Below are 16906 nucleotides of genomic sequence, written 5' to 3' on the forward strand. Positions count from 1 at the left end.
CTCGATGATAATGATATTCAATATCATTTAAAGTGTCAACAAGTATTTTTAATCACTTTTTCTGTCTTTTTCGCTTACCCATTCGTATAAAATGATGTCGTGATAGGCGGGGTCAAACAAAGGCTCCGAAGTAAATTCCGCGATCCGTTTCAAGTGCCCCTCTACAGGCTTCCCCTGCTGAATAAACCCTTGTACAACATGGTCGGTCAGCAGGACACGCCGGCCCGAATCCGATTCTGCCAACGCTTGAAAATAAGCGTACGTATAAATCCGCTCATGGTCATAGTCCGCTTTCAAATAGTGCAGCACCCGCGTCTCCTCCCATGTAAAAAGGACGAAAGGCTCCCGAATCTGACGGACATAGTCATGCAGCTGGTAAACAGCCGGTTCCTCTACGGCTTGACGTTTTTGCAGCGCGGAGCCGTAAATCGTTTGTATGACAATCAGACAAACTAACAGACTATACAGCAGAGTACGTATAGCGCGCATAAGCGGCTGCTTGGCTGTCTTCAACCGTTCTGCTAAGCGGACAGTTAGCACAAAAAGCAGAAGGAAAATAGGGGCAAGCAGCGGTACAATGTGGCGTGGCTTTTCAATATTTTGACCTAACAATGCCCAAAGCCCGTATAGAATGGCGCAGCCGACTAGTCCATATATAAACCGTTGGTTCTCCCTGCTCTGCGTTTCTTTTCCGAGGAGCAATCGACCAGCGCCTGCCGTGATGGCAAGCATGCCAAAACCAACAGCTATAAGCGTTGAACCTCCAGTTAATGCAGATCCTAATAAATTTTTGAAAAATAGCTGCGTTATGCGCTCCCAAATAGGCATGGGTGTAGAGATAACTCCACCGCCCCATTCGGAAAAGTGGCCTTCGACGAAGGCTAATGACAGCTTCCAGAAGCCTGCTAATGTACCTTCGGACATAACCAAACCGGTTACCCACAGAAGTTGAAATAGCAGCGCAACCAAAGCCGCAGTTCCCACTCTGCGCCATCTGCGTGGTCCCTGCCACAGGCTGTGCCATAGAGGTACAAGCGCAAAAGCGAATGGAAAAAATGATAATCGTGTACCCATTAAAAAACCGAGCATCATGAGTGCCAAGCCATGTCGAAACAGCAAATCTTGGCGCTCCATGGCGTAACGTACGCTCCACAGAAACCACCAAAGCAAAGCCATTCCCGCACATTCCGACATGGGACGCGAGGACATCAGCCATAGATAAGGGCTGCTTAAAACAAGAGCTGGGAGCAAAAAACTCATCGTCCCATTGCCGCTTAAACGACGCGCCAGCCAAAATATCGGCAGCACGGCGCTTAATACAGCTAAATTGTTAAAGATGGATAGCGCTTTCAACCCGTTGTGTATCCATAGGTTAATTATCCATCCACCCAAAATAAAGTAAGGGTATCCTGGAAAGTGAGGCTGCATAGCAAGAAGATCAAAGCGCTCTAAAGCCAGCGTGAAATCCACCTCATCCCATGTTCGCACATAGGGACTTGCATAGAAGATGCTAAGGCACGCCACTATTCCGAGAACAGCAATGGCCTGCAGCATCAGCAGACTATTCACTGCCTTATGCTTCATACACGCGCTTCATCCCGCTTCAATCGAAGACTCGCTTGGCGTTTCTTGGAGACTGGGCGTCTCATTTCCTTATAGATTGCGGGAAGAACAGAGGAAACGTACTGTCTGAACTTAATGAAGGATTGACCTTTCGTCCGTACTTGGTAGGAGATCGGAATCTCCTCCAGCCTGTAGCCTTGACGAACGAGATTAATCGTCAGCACCTGGGCGTAGTTGTAATCATGAATAATGACGGCATTCTCCATGGCGTCGCGAGAGAAACCGCGCATCCCCGATTGGCCGTCGTAAATCCACCTGCGCAGAAGAATCGCCTGCAGCAGAGTGAACGTATAGTTGCCAAGTCTCCGATGCAGCTTCATGCCTTTGATGCTCCCTTTGAAGCGCGAGCCAAAGGTATACTCCGCACGTCCAGCGATGATAGGCGCCAGGACGTCAGGAATTTGTTCCGGCGGATACTCATTATCCGCATCGATCATGATGCCAATGTCGGCGCCGAGCAGGCAGCATTGCTTCAGCCCTTCGCGGACGGCAGCGCCGAGTCCTTGATTGTGCGGAAACGACACAATGTGGTCGGCTCCCGCTGCCTTGGCGACGGCGACCGTACGGTCCTTGGAGCCGTCGTTGATCACCAGCACTTCCACCGCATAGTCGGGGTGGAAGTATCTCGGGACGCGGGCAATGACCCCGCTGATGTTCTCTTCTTCGTTATGTGCCGGCATGAAAACGACAATTTTCTTCTTAGTCATGTTGGTCAATAGCCTCCGTTAGTACAGGTCCTCGACTATGGCTTGGAAACGGTGCGCCGAGCAGATAGGCGAGCGTAGGAGCCATGGAAACAAGGGAATGCTTTTCATCAATGCGGTGGCCTCTTTTAATCATTGGACCATGGAGGAAGAAAGGCACGTAACGCTCCCCCTCATCCAGATGACCATGACCGCCGATGCCGTCTGCTTGGCCGTGATCTGCGCAAAGAATGAGCGTTGTGTTCTCCATCATCCCCTGTACCTCCAGCCAGCCCACGAACTCCTCGATCAACTTGTCGGCTTCTGCAATTTTCTGCGTATAGTCGTCATATAACACGCCACGGCTGTGTCCTGTTTGATCAACGCCAATCAGTTGGGCAACCAGCAAATCCGGATTTTGCTCGGCCATAATTTTCTTCGCGCGTTCGATAATATTGCGGTCGGCAACGTCATTATGCATGACGGCTGTTACGCTTTCCACATCGTCGCCCATGGAATCAATAAGGTGAGCAATGCCGAGGAGGCGCCCTTTTTTACCCACTTTCCGCAGGGAATCAAAGATGCTCTCCACCCGAATTCCCAGTCTCCATACCATATTAGAGCGAATACCATGCTCTCGTGGATACGTCCCCGTGAACATGGAGGAGAAACACACAACGGTACGTGCAGGATACACCGTCTCCATCTGAGCGTACTCCGTACCTTCCGAACGCAGTTTCTTCATGAACGGCGCGTCTGCTTCTTCGAAGCGCTCTTTGCGCATGCCGTCTACTACGATAACGATAACCTTCTTATTAAGTGCTTCGCCCCCAGCTTGAACCTTACTGGAATCACGGGTATAAGTTGGAATTTCCGCGGGCTTCCAGTCAAATAAGTACCGATGCAGAATAAAGCTGTACAACAGCAAACCGGCTGCGAAAAGCAGACCTGTGCCTACGTCGGAGGAAGTACCGTTTTCAAATTGCCGATAGTAATGGTTCCAGACAAACAACAACAGCAAGAACTTAGGCATCTGTTCCTGTGCATTGCCGCTAGTCGAATCACTATTCTTCAGAACAAGCTTCCAAAAGCGGGTAAAGTTCCACCAAGTTGTCCCAATTCTCAGACGATAATAAAAAGTTCCCCAGAAGTAGATGGTGAAAAATAAAAACAGTCCAATTGCTAATAAATAAATAAAAAATTCAGACGATTCCCAAACTAGCATGGCGGCAATGAGGGGCAGCCACAAGTAATTGCGTAAAAAAAGCGGAAAATCGAAGCAATAATACAGGACAAAAAGAGGGAGGGTCACAAGAAGTCCCAAGCCGCAGGCTGACCAAAAGCCGGGATCGGACCACTGGCCAATGTGATAGAGCAGGAAAACCCCTACAACGAAAATCGGAGTAAACGGTTTGCCTTCGTTAAGAAGGTTCCAGCACCTGGCCGCTACAATTTCAAATGATGAAGCTTTCTTCATACGATGTCATCCTTCCGTAGAAAACCATGTCTTGTTCTTGAGATAGTTGGCTTAAGTCGATGGATCCAATTTTTTATTTCATGCCAGTGCAGAGGCATTCGTATAAGGGAGTAAGTACCTAATGTAAATGCAAATAGGAACTTGAATGTATGCGAGACCAGCGCCGCCCGGTACGCGTCTCTTCCATCTACGCCCAGCAGCAGGAGCGATCCGCTCATTGTGCTTTCATATGTACCAATACCGCCGGGGGTAATATGAAAAATTTGACCGGCGATCGTCATGCTGTTCGCCCACACGAGGGAGATAGCACCCGGCTGTAGACTCACCATACGGACAACCGCGTGAATTACACCTGCCTCCAGCACCCAACTTAGCGTGATAAGCCCGATGATGGCGCCCCCTTTTAGCGAGAGAATTTGAAGATTAAAGTAGGCTGCATGCTTCGCTACGAATGGCATTCGGCGGATGACAGGCAGGAAATGAGCGATCGCCAGAAAAATGGCTCCACCGGTCATAACCGTCACCCATATCCAGGAGGAAGGCAATCCTAGTCGTATAATGCCGATGCCGCCTATTACCGCTAACACAAGCATATCAATCAACCGCATAACCGCCACTGAATGAAACGCCTCGTCCCATGTAGCCTTCCCGTGCTTCATAAACAAACCTGCGCGTACGCCGTCCCCCGCTTTGATCGGGAGTACATGATTAATTAACAAACTATAGCTGATGGCATGGAAATAAACACCGAACCGCACACCGGTTCCTGCATACAACCGCCAAGCTGCCGCCTTAAATAGGAAGGAAATCAAATAAACACCCGTCATAAACATGAACCACCGAGGCTGGCGGAAAATGAATACGACATCCTGCAGCCATTCCTCTGAATTGAACCATCGCCATGTTAAATAAAGCGAGCACATCACCAGCAGAATTGCGATAAAACGAATGAGCTGCTTCTTTGGCATTTCCTTAACCTTCTTCTATGTAAATATTTCTAACATATTTTTGATAATGATTATCATTACTAATTATAGAAGGTGCCTCGTCTACGCGTCAATGATAATATTTGATGTTTTACCAGTGTTCGATTGTGAATGATTTGTGTTCATTACTCTCATGTTTCAGGGAGCTGTTAGCTTTTATACTAAGCATAAAGGTGTTCTGACACGAAAGGCGGTTATTCCCGATGAAAGCTGAAACAAGTATTGCTCCACAAAGCGTTCAGTCCCGAAAAATAACATCATCCTTCACTTTGAAAGGCCGCTGGGAGTCGCCGTTTGCTGGGTATCTGTTTATTTCCCCGTGGCTCCTTGGGTTTCTGCTGCTTACACTTTGGCCGATGATCCAATCGATGTATTATTCTTTTACCAAATATACGCTGCTTGACGCTCCGGAATGGATCGGTTTGCGCAATTATGAGCGAATTTTTGCAGATGATGAGATTTTTCGACAGTCTTTGAAAATAACGATTTTGTTTGTCGTATTATCTGTGCCAATCAAGCTGTTTAGCGCGCTTATGGTGGCCATGATGCTCAACAAGAAAATTAAAGGAATTTCGGTCTATCGCACATTCATCTATCTGCCTTCTCTGATTGGAAGCAGCATTGCGGTAGCCATTCTTTGGCAGAATATTTTCGGCATAGACGGCTTTATCAATAAATTCCTAGGCATGCTCGGCATTAACGGCACCAGCTGGATCAGCAACCCCAAGACGGCTTTAGGAACATTAATTATTCTTGTCGCTTGGCAGTTCGGTTCGTCCATGGTGATTTTCCTTGCCGGCCTTAAACAAATCCCAACCGAATTATATGAGGCTTCCTCTGTTGACGGCGCTTCGAAAATAAGACAGTTTGTCAGTATCACCCTGCCTATGCTGTCTCCTGTTCTGCTGTTTAACCTTGTGCTGCAAACCATCGGTTCTTTTCAGATGTTCACGCAAGCCTTCATTATTACAAAGGGCGGCCCGATTAACTCGACTTATATGTACGCTTTGTACCTCTATGATCGCGCCTTTTCCCGATATGAGATGGGTTACGCTTCGGCGCTGGCCTGGATACTTCTCGTGGTAATCGCTGTTGTGACGGCAATCATTTTCGCCTCGTCCCGCTACTGGGTATTTTACGAAACAGAAGGAGCGAAAGGTAAATGAGAAACTCACTTATATCGGCTAAATCGTTTAGAACTCATTCCTTATTGGCTATATTCAGCCTACTCATGATCTATCCCATGCTGTGGTGGTTCGGAGCTGCCTTTAAGTCCAATGCAGAAATGAGCTCTCCTTCTCTTCTGCCCAATGAGTGGCTGTGGAGCAACTTCAGCGAAGGCTGGGTCGCCATTCCTAAATTTACATTCACCCATTTCTATCTCAATACCTTTGAGTTAATTGCCGGAGTGCTTATTACATCTGTCATTTCCTGCAGTTTGGTTGCGTTCGGCTTCGCGCGGTTGGATTTTCCGCTAAAAAACTTCTGGTTTGCCATCCTAATGGTTACACTGATGCTGCCAAGCCAAGTGACTTTGGTGCCTCAGTACATCATGTTTAATACTTGGGGATGGGTGAATACGTACCTGCCCTTCTATGTGCCGCATGCTTTGGCTGGAGGTATTGGAGGCCCCTTCTTCATCTTCCTGCTGGTGCAGTTCATCCGCGGCATTCCGCGTGAGCTTGATGAGTCGGCCAAGATGGACGGCTGCAACTGGTTCGGCATATACTGGCGAATTGTGCTTCCTCTTACAAAGCCAGCGCTCGTCACGGTCGCCATTTATTGTTTCCTTTGGAACTGGGACGACTTCTTCGGACACCTGCTTTATATTAACTCGGTTAGCAAATACACCGTCGGTCTTGCTTTGAAGCTGTTCGTGGACAGCCAGTCGGCACTGCCTTGGGGACAATTGCTGGCGATGTCGCTTCTATCCATCATCCCTTCGCTCATCATCTTTTTTATGGCGCAGCGCCATTTCGTTGACGGCATTGCCTCTGGTGCTGTGAAAGGCTAAAATGAAATAAATATGAAAAAGGTTGCGCATTTGGCAGCCTTTTTCCAGTTTCATAGCATTTTATGAGGGGGATCAGCCTTGTTTACTATGTTCAAGCGTGTCCGCATCGGCCGGCTGTTCTTCGGCAGCTTCGCCGCCTTCATCGCCGTGCTGCTGCTCGTCACCTCATGGATAAGCTACAGCCTCACTTCGCGCGAGCTGGCCAGCAATACCGCTAATTATCAGCAGGATCTATTAAATGAATTAAATAAACGCCTGGTCATTCAGTTAAACTCGATAGAGCAAATGTCGCTAGCGGCCTCCAGAAACATCGATATTATCGGATACGATCCGCTCGAAAGCGACTTATTTGAACGCAATCGCCGAAAGCAGGATTTGGAGAATTTGCTGGCGAGCATTACCTACAGCACAACCATGGTGCAGTCGATTTATTTGTATACGGAGCGACCTTTTATGCCGGATTCGCAGGGTCCTATTCGCGTCTATAATTTGCAAAAAGTACGGGAAGAAGACTGGTTTCCGGACATTCAAAATAACGATTCCGCTTGGATTAAAGAACGGACGATTCAGACTAACAAAGGTCCGCTCAATGTAATCGGCTATGCGAGAAAACTTTACAACAACTCCGGTATTTACTATGGCATGCTGATGCTGAACGTGAAGTCTTCGGACATTCAAGACCTGATTCGCGGGGAAACGGAAGGCCGAAGCCGCCTGTTATTCGATGCTAGCGGCAGGAAAATGACCTCGATTGGGGATCAAAGCCTGCAAGTTGATGAACTGGATAAATTGAAAGTCATGACTGAAAAGTCCGGAAGCACGCATCTATCAGCCAAACAGCAAAGCGATTCCTTACTGGTATGGAGCAAATCGCCTTCCAACTGGATGTTGGTTGAGGTCACGCCTTGGAAGAACATCATTAACGGCAGCATCCGTCTGGCACTGATTCTTTTAACGGTAGGGCTTTCCGCTATCATTATTGGATTTTTTGTCACGTTTTTTATTTCCAGACAATTTACCAAGCCCATCCGGTTACTGCTCGCCTTCATGAGCAAGCTGCCAGACCGGGGTTTTGCTGCAGACTTGCCTCAAGACTATACCAATGAGTTCGGAAACCTGTTTAACGGTTATCGCAAGCAGATGGAACGCATTGAGGAGCTGCTGGATTCCTTGAAAGCTCAGCATAAACGCCAGCGTGAAGCGGAAATTCAAGCGCTGCAAGCGATGATTAACCCTCATTTTTTATACAATACGTTGGATCAACTAAACTGGCTGGCCATTGATTCAGGCCAAGATAAAATTAGTAAAATCCTCTCCTTGATGGGCAAAATGTTCCGTATCGGCCTATCTAACGGGGAGACGCTCATTCCGATCGCTGATGAGATCACACATGTCGAATGTTATTTGCAAATTCAGCAAATCCGCTGGGGCGACCGATTGTCATTCACCATTAACGTCGACGAGTCCGCCAGAGAGCTCTATATTCCGAGGCTAACGCTGCAACCTTTTATTGAGAATGCCATTATTCATGGTTTCCACGGCAGAAAAAAAGGCGAGATCCACGTAAACATACAGTTAATCAATCAAGACATTCAATTCCAGATTGAGGATGACGGTGTCGGGCTGCGTCCCGATTGGAATCAACCGAAGGTAAGAAAGACGGGCGGTTATGGTGTGCGCAACGTGAAGGAGCGGATTGAAGCCTATTTCGGGCCTCCCTACGGCGTCCAAATGACCAGTTCCAAAGGCAATGGCACGCTTGTCACGGTTCTGCTGCCACAAATCCAATACAAAGAACAGGTAGAGGAGCGGTATTATGTGGAAAATACTCATCATTGACGATGACTTTCAAGTGCTCGAAGGCATGAAAAAGGCGATTCCTTGGGAAGCTATTGACGCCGAATTCGCAGGCGAGGCCAGCGATGGCGCCGAGGGGCTGGAGATCATCAGCCAAACCCAGCCGGACATCGTCATTACGGACATTTATATGCCTGTGATGAACGGGCTTGAAATGATTGAAAAACTCCGGGAAGCGAACTTTCCAGGGGAGATTATTATCCTGAGCGGGTATACCGATTTCCAATATGCACGGCAAGCATTGCGGCTTCACGTCAGCGACTATTTATCCAAACCCGTTACCGTAGATGAGCTTCGGACTGTGCTGGAGAAAGTCATTAAAGAACTGGAAGCCAAAGAGCTGATCAAGATGGAACAAGAAGACATTAGAAAAAAGCTGATGCTCTATGAACCATTCGGCCAGCAGGAATGGCTGAAGTCGGTCATGACGGGGACGTCCCATAAGGTTTCCGGCCTAAATCTCCCTCCCGCTGAGCAGCAGCACTGGATTCATCGCCACCACCTTGTCATGGGCATTGAGCTGATGAGCACAATACGCACGGCAAACCTGTCGCTAATCGATTGGAATCTATTCCGTTTTGCGCTGGCTAATATCATTCAGGAAATTTTATCGGAAGATTGGCCTGAATCCGACTTCATCGAACTTCACAGCCATCATGCTGCGATCATGTTTCATATTGAGCCTTCGGAGCCTACTGACGCAGCCCTTAGCCGTATTCATGCCATCGGCAATCGGATTACTGACTGTGTGCTTATGTATCTTAAACTGAACATCCGGATCGGAATAGGTCAAATGAAAACAACTTGGCAGGAAATATCCGATTCCACCGAGGAAGCTTTCCTGGATCTGCTCCAGCAAACGATGACTCCGCAGCCAGGCAAACCAACCTCCCTGCCATCGGATTTGGCGATTCGGCCAATCAAGTTTTATCAGGAGCTTGCGGAGGCCATTGTGTATTCAAAGGAAGAGACTGCTTCGCAAATTGTAGATGCCTATATTCATCAATTGCAGCAAACACCAACGATAACGCCTGCTTACTTACAGTATCTATGCACAGAGTTATGGACGATCTTCGCCTATTCCCTGTACAGCGTTGGCATTGTGCTGGATGAACTGTTTCCGGACATGCATCTGCCGTCGGAAATCATGAAAATTCAAACGACAACCCACTTGCAAGAGTGGCTGCGCGCCAAAATTCATATCATCGCCACCAGCCGGCATTGGAATGAGAATTCGAAGCATAAAGAAGCTGTCGATTTCATGATTCAATATGCGCATGACCACTATGCCGAAGAGGTATCCTTGGAAGATATGTCGAAAAAGCTGTACTTATCCCGGAACTATTTGAACCAGATTTTCAAAAAATCGACCGGCGAAACGTTCACCAACTACCTGATTCAGGTTCGAATGAAGAAAGCGCAGGCCCTACTGGCCGAAGGCAAACATCTCATTTATGAAATTTCTGAGAAGGTCGGGTACAAGAACGTCCCTTATTTCAGCTCTATTTTCAAAAAGTATACAGGTATGAGTCCAAGCGAAGTGGGCAAAAGCGGATAACCATCCTTCGCCAAATCAAGCATATGTTTTGTGCTTTGTTATTTTGTGATCAAAAGTGAAAGAAGTGTGTTCATTACTATCATTCTTCATTTTTTCCGTTAATCCTATAATGAGATTGTAGGGACGACTAGCCAGCGAGAGGGGATTATCAATGAAAATGCAGATGAGACAATGGGGCATGCTCAGCATGACTGCTTTGATAGCGCTGTCTTTAAGCGCATGCGGTTCTGGGAATAAAGCAAGTACAGCAGGAGGCAGCACAGCTGCAACGACAGCGCCGAACGCCGCAAGCACGCAACCTGTGAAACTGCGTATTGTATGGTGGGGCTCACAAGCAAGACACGATGCTACGCTTAAAGCACTGGATGCTTATACGAAAAAACATCCGAATGTAACCTTCGAACCGGAATTTTCGGGATTCGACGGCTACGCCGATAAGCTTGCTACCCAAGCAGCCGCCAAAAATGCGCCTGATATCATTCAAATGGACCCGGCTTGGCTTTCCGAATATGCAGGCAGAAACCAACTTGCTGACTTATCCAAAGGCATTCACACCGAAGATATCGACAAGTCGCTCGTAGACTCAGGCAAGTACAAAGATAAACTTTACGCGATCCCTTTAGGCAATAACGCAACCGGCATGATTTATAACAAAAATGCGGTTGATAAACTCGGAATCACGCCACCTAAAAATAACTGGACATGGGACGAATATTTCCAATTCGGTAAAGATGCCAAAGCCAAACTGGAAAAAGATAAATATGTCTTAATGGACGCAACATCGGACTATACAGTCTACACCGCTTATCAACTGAGCCAAGGCAAAGGCTATCCGATTACGGAAGACGGCAAATTCAACATCGACAAAGACACCTATCTGACTTTTGTTAAAAAATATGCCGAGCTTCGCACAGCTGGTGTCATTCCTCCGGCAGAAATTGCGACCACGGATAAAGAGTCTGATGCAAAGCTTGATCTCATGAACAATGACAACGTATTTATGAAGCGTACTTTCGCTGCTCTGCTGCCTGGCTATGAGGCTGTAAAACCTAACGTTTATTCCCTTGTGAATCAACCAAAAGGCGTGCAATCCAGCGGTTGGCTGAAGCCTTCCATGTTCTGGTCTGTGAGCGCGGATTCCAAGTATGCCGAAGAATCCAAGAAGTTCATCGACTGGTTCGTGAATGACAGCGAAGCAGCAGATATCCTAACCACAACACGGGGCGTGCCGGTTTCCAAGAAAATGCTCGAGTATTTAACACCGAAACTCACCCCTGCGGATAAAATGCAAATTGAGCTTATTAAAAACGTAGCTCCTGACGCTCAACCTTTCAATGCCGGGGCTAAAGGCTGGAGCAACTACACAGCGAAGGATTTCAAAACGATCGGCGAGAAAGTCATGTTCGGCAAAGTTACCCCGGAAGCTGCTTATGACGAGCTAGTGAAAAAGGCGAAAGAGTATCAATAAATTCCCATAGATAGATAAACACCAAGAAGGGCTGCCCTGAAGTAGATCATCTACTCGAGGGGCAGCCCTTTTGCATGGCACGGGCGCCTCCTGAGAGGCGTCTGAGCACGTCTCTGTTCTGTTTATTACACAGTAGCGGACAAACCCTCTTCAGGCCTCGGAGCGCATCGCAAAATGCCTCGTACGGTCAGCATCTGTGAGGCGGGCCAATGACCTGCGGATGCCTGTTTTCAGGTGAAATTGCAAAATAGCGGAACCCAGTTCCCTCCCGGGTGAAAAACGCCATTTTTCATGAAAATAGCGCCCCGCAGTTCCCAACGGCAAAAAAAACAACTCTTAACATAATGTTAAGAGTTGTTCTCCGAACTGCTATCTATGCAAGCAAAAGCTTACAGCTTTACAACGTTCTCAGCTTGTGGTCCGCGGTTGCCTTGAACAACGTTGAACTCAACTTGTTGACCTTCGTCTAAAGTTTTGAAGCCTTCGCCTTGAATTGCGGAGAAGTGTACGAATACATCGTTGCCGCCTTCTACTTCGATAAAGCCAAATCCTTTTTCTGCGTTAAACCATTTAACTGTTCCTACTGCCATGGGTAATACCTCCAAAGTTTTAATTAACATGTCTTTTTTCTTGTTTCGAACAAAAAAATTACACATTGGAAAAGGTTTCACAGACTAAAATGATAACCCTTTGCAATAAGCAATTCAGGTTTTACCCCAAAGACTATTAATACTGTACCACACATATTTGGCTAATGCAATTACCCTTCAGAGGCATTTCTTACTAAGGATAAGAGTTCCTCTTTATCCTCTATTTTCAAGGCAATTGTTAGTGCAATTACGACATCATTCGACGGTTGTATTCGACCATTTTCGATGGCATTCAGGATGGAATAACTGACGCCCGCTTTCTCGCCAAGTTTGCGCAGCGTTAGATTTTGCTGTTGTCTCAGCTCTTTCAGCCTGGTATGAAATAACATGCCTCTTCCTCCTCCACTGAAAACTTATTTATCGTCCATCTGCCTGCGAATTTCTGCTCTAATTTTGTCGAAAGGGTCCTGCCAGTCGGGAGGCTTAATGGTTTTGCCAAATTCGTTCTTATGGACTAGACCGTCCGACCACACTTTGGACATGTTGGCGTGATGCACGATGTCAAAAATCGGCCCTGGCTCGACACCCATCTCAACTAAGGTACCCAACACGAAGTACAACTCATCAATCATGGCATCCACTTCATCTTCCAGTGTCGCCGCCTCTTTGAACTCGTCCAGCTCTTCCTGCATCCAAGCCAAGCGAGCTGCCTTGCGGCTCTCCGACAAGCGCTGCGGCGTCGTGCCTACCGGGTGCTCAAAGGTCTGGTGAAACTTTTTCACATCGTCAAAAGCATTTTTCAAAGTCATTCTCGTTTCCCTGCTCCCTTATGTAGGTTTTCTTTTATATAACACTAAAGGGAGCCATCGGTCAATTACAACCGACGGCCTGTGATAAACCGATTTTTCCAGTAGCTATCATTCATATCCAGCATGACGACGCCGGAGCTCGCCGTGTTGCTCACGAACTTGCCATTACCGACATAGATGCCCACATGATTAATCCTGCCGGGCTTGGACGTACTGAAGAAGACGAGATCGCCTTCGCGCAGGTTCGCTTTCTTCTTAACGGCTGTCCCCAACTTCGCTTGATCTGCCGAACTCCATGGGATCGTGATCCCGTTCTTCTTGAAGACCAGCTGTGTAAAAGAGGAACAATCCAGAATCAAACGCGACGTGTCTCTGACGCCAAATTTGTAACGCACTTTACCGATATAGGATCGTGCCGTGCGTACAACACCGCTTGCTTTGCTTGTACTCGTGCTTGTGGCACTATAGGCTGCAGTGGCTGAAGAATCACTCGCAGCAGCGAAAGCTGACTGAGGTCCGAATAACATGGTTCCGGACGTTAATAAGGAAAGCGCCAGGCCGATTCCCACGAATGATTTGCTAAGGCGGCTCTTTTTCACTAGTAACATGATGGGATATCCTCCTTCATGGATCATGGTGATGGGCTTGTTTGGCCCTGGGTCCACCATAACACACATAAAAGGACCGGTATTTACCAGTCCTTTGGGATATCCAAGCGGCGCCTAGCTTTAAGCGCTTTTATTAGAATTTGCTTAAAGTTGGCTGAGTCCCTACCTCTTGACAACACTCACACCGAGTTCGGTGTCTGCTCATTTCGGTACTCGGAGGGGGTCACACCGTATTTCTTGCGAAACACCTGGGAGAAATGACGCATGTCCTGATAACCGATCCGATCAGCGACGTCCGCCAATTTCAGCTTAGGGTTCAAAAGCAGCTGCTTCGCCTGTTCCAGACGAAGATGCGTGACATATTCCTTGAATCCCTGGCCGATCTTCTGTTTGAATAATTGACTGAAATAAACCGGATTCAAGTAAACGATCGCTGCGACCTTCTCCAGCGACAGGTCGTCATGATAATGCGTGCGAATATATTGCAAAGCCACATCGACCGAGCGGTCGCTGCCGCTCGCATGATGCTCGTAGACCTGCGTCGTCGAAGCTTGACGCATGCGCTGTACTTCGGCTGGCACCGCCTCGAAGCGGTTGATCTGTTCGGAGCTCATAATCTGAAAGGGCACCTTCAAATACTTCACGAGGTGGCTGCGCAGCTCATCCACGAGTGTGGTCAAGAGCGCTGCGTCCGGGAATGTGACGATGCCGAGCAGGCTTTTGCTGTCGTGGACCGTTACGAAACCTTTGCCGTAGCGTTCGATCAGTTCTTGGAGGACGTTCTCGATAATGAAATTTTCGAGGAAAACGGCCTTATCGCTCTCCATTTTCACCATAATGAGATGGAAATGCGGGTGCTGCTCCATGAAGGGCTTCATATCGATGCGCCCGGTATCCAGCCCTTGCGCAAAGCGCTGAAAGACAGCTTCCTGCAAATATTTGCGGTTCGCCTTCAGGAGCTCAGACTCCTCGTTCAGCTCAATTTCGTGAGCGATTTCCTCGCCAAGCTTCCGGATCATCTCGCTGAGCACCTCTTTGCCGATCGGCTTCAGCAAATAATCCTTGGCTCCGAGCCGCACAGCCTCCTGCGCATACGAAAATTCGGAATAGGCGGATATCACCACCCATTTCACATTCGGATGCCGGCTCCGGGACATATTCATGAGCTCCAGCCCTGTCATTCCCGGCATGAGAATGTCGGTGAGGACGATTTGAATGCGATGGCTCCGCAGCAAAGCAATCGCTTGCTCAGCGTTCGCCGCGAGATGAACCTGATGCTCGGGAAAGCGGTTGAGCAGCGTACGCTGGATGCCCTCCCGAATCACCGTTTCATCATCTACGATGAGAATGTCCATGGTTTTACTCTCCTTTCCGAGGAAGCGGCATCGCAATGACGACGGTCGTTCCTTCTCCTTGCTTGCTATGAATGCGAAGTCCATAAATATCTCCGAACATAAGAACGATCCGGCGATGCACGTTGGTAATGCCAATGCCTCGTCTCGTTTGGCCGGATGCATTGGGTGTCTGCGGAGATTGCAGGGATGCCATAGCCCCGTCAATATCCGCTGCGTCCTTGATGAGCTGCTCCTGCATGTTCTGGAGGGCACTCTCTTCGATGCCGACACCGTTATCCTCAATCACAATCCGCAGCTCATGCTCGCTGATCTCCGTGTAGACCCGCAGCACGCCAGGCCGATCAAGTGGTTCCAGCCCGTATTTGACCGCATTCTCAATGATTGGCTGAAGCGTCATTTTCGGAAGGACCACATCCAGACATTCCGGCGCAATGTCCAAAACAGTGCTGACCCTGCCTTCTAAGCGGCTCTCAATGATCGTCATATAATGCCGCATTTGATCCAGCTCTTGGCGAAGGGTTGTTTTCGAGGCCTCCTGCCAGTCGCTGCTGTAACGAAACATATGGGACAAAGCTAAAATCACTTTACCTAAACGGTCGTTCTCCCGCTCGTCTAACATCCAATAAATCATATCGAGCGTATTATAGAGAAAATGCGGATTAACTTGAGATTGCAGCGCCTGCAGCTCCGCATTCTTCTCACTCACGGTGGCGAGCGTGATGCGTTCAATCAGCTCATCCATCCGATTCACCATTCGGTTAAAGGAAGATACGAGCGAGTTGATTTCTTCGAACGATTTGACCGTTACTGACCCTTTGAAATTCCCCATCTCCACCTGCTTCATCTCCCGAATCAGCAGCTTAAGCGGCGAGGAAATGTTCTGGGAAATAATACTCGCAAGCACCAAGGACAGGAACACTACCGCTAGAATCACGAGGTACAGGTACTCTCTCGTTTTCACAACCTCAGAGTTAATATCGCCTTTGGGAGTTAAACCGAAGACAGTCCAATCAGACATCTTCGCTTTGGCCGAAACAATCAGTTGGTCTGTTCGGTCGTCCACGACGATCTCATTGTTTTGCGGGCGCGGCAGGCCTCCGAAAGAAGGCGGAATGTCCTTCTCCCCCGCGGTAGAGGCAATCATATGATCTTCCTTATCGACGATATAAACCTGGCTGTTCGGGGAAATCCTCACGTTCGAAAGCGCCGCCAGAATCGGCTGCGGGTTCGTTTCAATCACCAGAACGCCAATCAAGCGATGATCGGTTAAATCGTACAATTTGCGTCCAAATACGAAAACGGAGTCTTGCTGAAACCGGTTGATGATCGAGCCTTTGGATAGACCCAGCCAAACCATTTCACCGGAGGAATCCTGCAGCTTATGATACCAGGCCGTACTGGCATAGTCCGCATTAATCACACTGTCAAAGCCGCGTTCATAGTTATAGTTTTTGCCCGCATTCGTAATGATATGAATTCCGAAAATGTCATCTCTGGAGTAGTAGGCTGCTCCCATGATATTCGTAATGGTGCGCTCATTAATAATGTTAACCGCTTCATCTTTGCTTGTATCACGATCATGGATTAACCTGAGCATCTCATAATTGCTGTTGAGCGATTTCGTAATGCTGTCATAACCCTGCAGCAGCAATTCAAACAGGCCCACTGTTTGGGAAATATTTTTCTCCGCCAAATCACTGATTTTGCTATGAATAATGTCCGTTGTTTTCTTGTAATAGAGCACGCTTACCAAGGTTAAGAGGATCAGCATGCAGGAAATAAAAAGCAAAAACAGCCGGCTATGAATAGAATGAAGGCCCCGTGTCACTTCGAAATCGGTCCCCTTTCGTTAGTCGTTACAGGTTATCATATCACAGG

15 protein-coding genes are annotated in these 16906 nt (G+C 47.9%); 5 read left to right on the top strand and 10 right to left on the bottom strand.

Translation table 11 applies throughout. The features are described from left to right. Positions 1-48: 48 nt before the first annotated feature. Genes ACKTT9_RS37670 through ACKTT9_RS37685 form a run of 4 tightly spaced genes read right to left on the bottom strand, consistent with a single transcriptional unit; the run spans position 49 to position 4751 of the window. Positions 49-1584, bottom strand: a complete 1536-nt coding sequence (locus tag ACKTT9_RS37670; protein WP_407869964.1) for a nucleoporin-interacting protein — start codon at positions 1582-1584, stop codon at positions 49-51. Then, positions 1581-2330, bottom strand: coding sequence for a glycosyltransferase family 2 protein (locus ACKTT9_RS37675; RefSeq protein ID WP_407869965.1), 750 nt, complete (start codon positions 2328-2330; stop codon positions 1581-1583). Before ACKTT9_RS37675 ends, ACKTT9_RS37670 begins: the two co-directional genes overlap by 4 nt. After that, positions 2323-3783, bottom strand: a complete 1461-nt coding sequence (locus ACKTT9_RS37680; RefSeq protein WP_407869966.1) for an alkaline phosphatase family protein — start codon at positions 3781-3783, stop codon at positions 2323-2325. Before ACKTT9_RS37680 ends, ACKTT9_RS37675 begins: the two co-directional genes overlap by 8 nt. Next, complete coding sequence (locus ACKTT9_RS37685) at positions 3780-4751, bottom strand: YbhN family protein (protein ID WP_407869967.1); 972 nt, start codon at positions 4749-4751, stop codon at positions 3780-3782. The genes ACKTT9_RS37680 and ACKTT9_RS37685 overlap by 4 nt, the downstream gene beginning before the upstream one ends. A gap of 221 nt (positions 4752-4972) precedes the next feature. Here ACKTT9_RS37685 and ACKTT9_RS37690 point away from each other — a divergent pair, with 221 nt between their 5' ends. The 5 genes from ACKTT9_RS37690 (at position 4973) to ACKTT9_RS37710 (ending at position 11666) form a co-directional block, all read left to right on the top strand. Continuing rightward, the gene (locus tag ACKTT9_RS37690) at positions 4973-5935 is read left to right on the top strand and encodes a carbohydrate ABC transporter permease (protein ID WP_407869968.1); all 963 of its coding nucleotides are present in this window, start codon (positions 4973-4975) and stop codon (positions 5933-5935) included. Further along, positions 5932-6783, top strand: coding sequence for a carbohydrate ABC transporter permease (locus ACKTT9_RS37695; protein WP_157318378.1), 852 nt, complete (start codon positions 5932-5934; stop codon positions 6781-6783). Before ACKTT9_RS37690 ends, ACKTT9_RS37695 begins: the two co-directional genes overlap by 4 nt. A gap of 87 nt (positions 6784-6870) precedes the next feature. Next, positions 6871-8622, top strand: coding sequence for a sensor histidine kinase (locus ACKTT9_RS37700; protein ID WP_407873189.1), 1752 nt, complete (start codon positions 6871-6873; stop codon positions 8620-8622). Next, entirely contained in the window at positions 8600-10198 is a 1599-nt protein-coding gene (locus ACKTT9_RS37705) for a response regulator (protein WP_407869969.1), read from the top strand. The genes ACKTT9_RS37700 and ACKTT9_RS37705 overlap by 23 nt, the downstream gene beginning before the upstream one ends. Before the next feature lie 151 nt (positions 10199-10349). After that, positions 10350-11666: an ABC transporter substrate-binding protein gene (locus ACKTT9_RS37710; RefSeq protein ID WP_157318381.1), complete on the top strand. Its 1317-nt coding sequence runs from the start codon at positions 10350-10352 to the stop codon at positions 11664-11666. A 389-nt stretch (positions 11667-12055) separates the two neighbouring features. Here the strand turns inward: ACKTT9_RS37710 and ACKTT9_RS37715 are convergent, their stop codons facing one another. The 6 genes from ACKTT9_RS37715 to ACKTT9_RS37740 all read right to left on the bottom strand — a co-directional run bounded on the left by ACKTT9_RS37715 (position 12056) and on the right by ACKTT9_RS37740 (position 16856). After that, positions 12056-12256 (bottom strand): cold-shock protein, encoded by a 201-nt coding sequence (locus tag ACKTT9_RS37715; protein WP_126140957.1) that lies wholly within the window; start codon positions 12254-12256, stop codon positions 12056-12058. A gap of 170 nt (positions 12257-12426) precedes the next feature. Further along, complete coding sequence (locus ACKTT9_RS37720; RefSeq protein WP_315954431.1) at positions 12427-12645, bottom strand: helix-turn-helix transcriptional regulator; 219 nt, start codon at positions 12643-12645, stop codon at positions 12427-12429. Between the two features lie 24 nt (positions 12646-12669). Beyond that, the gene (locus ACKTT9_RS37725; protein ID WP_407869970.1) at positions 12670-13065 is read right to left on the bottom strand and encodes an HAD family hydrolase; all 396 of its coding nucleotides are present in this window, start codon (positions 13063-13065) and stop codon (positions 12670-12672) included. Positions 13066-13130: 65 nt separating this feature from the next. Beyond that, a complete protein-coding gene (locus ACKTT9_RS37730; protein WP_407869971.1) occupies positions 13131-13673 on the bottom strand; it encodes a C40 family peptidase in 543 nt (180 codons plus the stop codon). A 179-nt stretch (positions 13674-13852) separates the two neighbouring features. Next, positions 13853-15028: a response regulator gene (locus ACKTT9_RS37735; RefSeq protein WP_407869972.1), complete on the bottom strand. Its 1176-nt coding sequence runs from the start codon at positions 15026-15028 to the stop codon at positions 13853-13855. Between the two features lie 4 nt (positions 15029-15032). Further along, complete coding sequence (locus ACKTT9_RS37740) at positions 15033-16856, bottom strand: histidine kinase (RefSeq protein ID WP_407869973.1); 1824 nt, start codon at positions 16854-16856, stop codon at positions 15033-15035. Positions 16857-16906: the final 50 nt, after the last annotated feature.

Origin of the sequence: Paenibacillus sp. P36, assembly GCF_045866505.1 — a bacterium.
Classification (GTDB): Bacteria; Bacillota; Bacilli; order Paenibacillales; family NBRC-103111; genus Paenibacillus_E; species Paenibacillus_E chondroitinus.

Coding starts and splice junctions, on each gene's coding strand:
- ACKTT9_RS37670 (WP_407869964.1), bottom strand. CDS start 1,584: ATGAAGCATAAGGCAGTGAATAGTCTGCTGATGCTGCAGGCCATTGCT.
- ACKTT9_RS37675 (WP_407869965.1), bottom strand. CDS start 2,330: ATGACTAAGAAGAAAATTGTCGTTTTCATGCCGGCACATAACGAAGAA.
- ACKTT9_RS37680 (WP_407869966.1), bottom strand. CDS start 3,783: ATGAAGAAAGCTTCATCATTTGAAATTGTAGCGGCCAGGTGCTGGAAC.
- ACKTT9_RS37685 (WP_407869967.1), bottom strand. CDS start 4,751: ATGCCAAAGAAGCAGCTCATTCGTTTTATCGCAATTCTGCTGGTGATG.
- ACKTT9_RS37690 (WP_407869968.1), top strand. CDS start 4,973: ATGAAAGCTGAAACAAGTATTGCTCCACAAAGCGTTCAGTCCCGAAAA.
- ACKTT9_RS37695 (WP_157318378.1), top strand. CDS start 5,932: ATGAGAAACTCACTTATATCGGCTAAATCGTTTAGAACTCATTCCTTA.
- ACKTT9_RS37700 (WP_407873189.1), top strand. CDS start 6,871: ATGTTCAAGCGTGTCCGCATCGGCCGGCTGTTCTTCGGCAGCTTCGCC.
- ACKTT9_RS37705 (WP_407869969.1), top strand. CDS start 8,600: ATGTGGAAAATACTCATCATTGACGATGACTTTCAAGTGCTCGAAGGC.
- ACKTT9_RS37710 (WP_157318381.1), top strand. CDS start 10,350: ATGAAAATGCAGATGAGACAATGGGGCATGCTCAGCATGACTGCTTTG.
- ACKTT9_RS37715 (WP_126140957.1), bottom strand. CDS start 12,256: ATGGCAGTAGGAACAGTTAAATGGTTTAACGCAGAAAAAGGATTTGGC.
- ACKTT9_RS37720 (WP_315954431.1), bottom strand. CDS start 12,645: ATGTTATTTCATACCAGGCTGAAAGAGCTGAGACAACAGCAAAATCTA.
- ACKTT9_RS37725 (WP_407869970.1), bottom strand. CDS start 13,065: ATGACTTTGAAAAATGCTTTTGACGATGTGAAAAAGTTTCACCAGACC.
- ACKTT9_RS37730 (WP_407869971.1), bottom strand. CDS start 13,673: ATGTTACTAGTGAAAAAGAGCCGCCTTAGCAAATCATTCGTGGGAATC.
- ACKTT9_RS37735 (WP_407869972.1), bottom strand. CDS start 15,028: ATGGACATTCTCATCGTAGATGATGAAACGGTGATTCGGGAGGGCATC.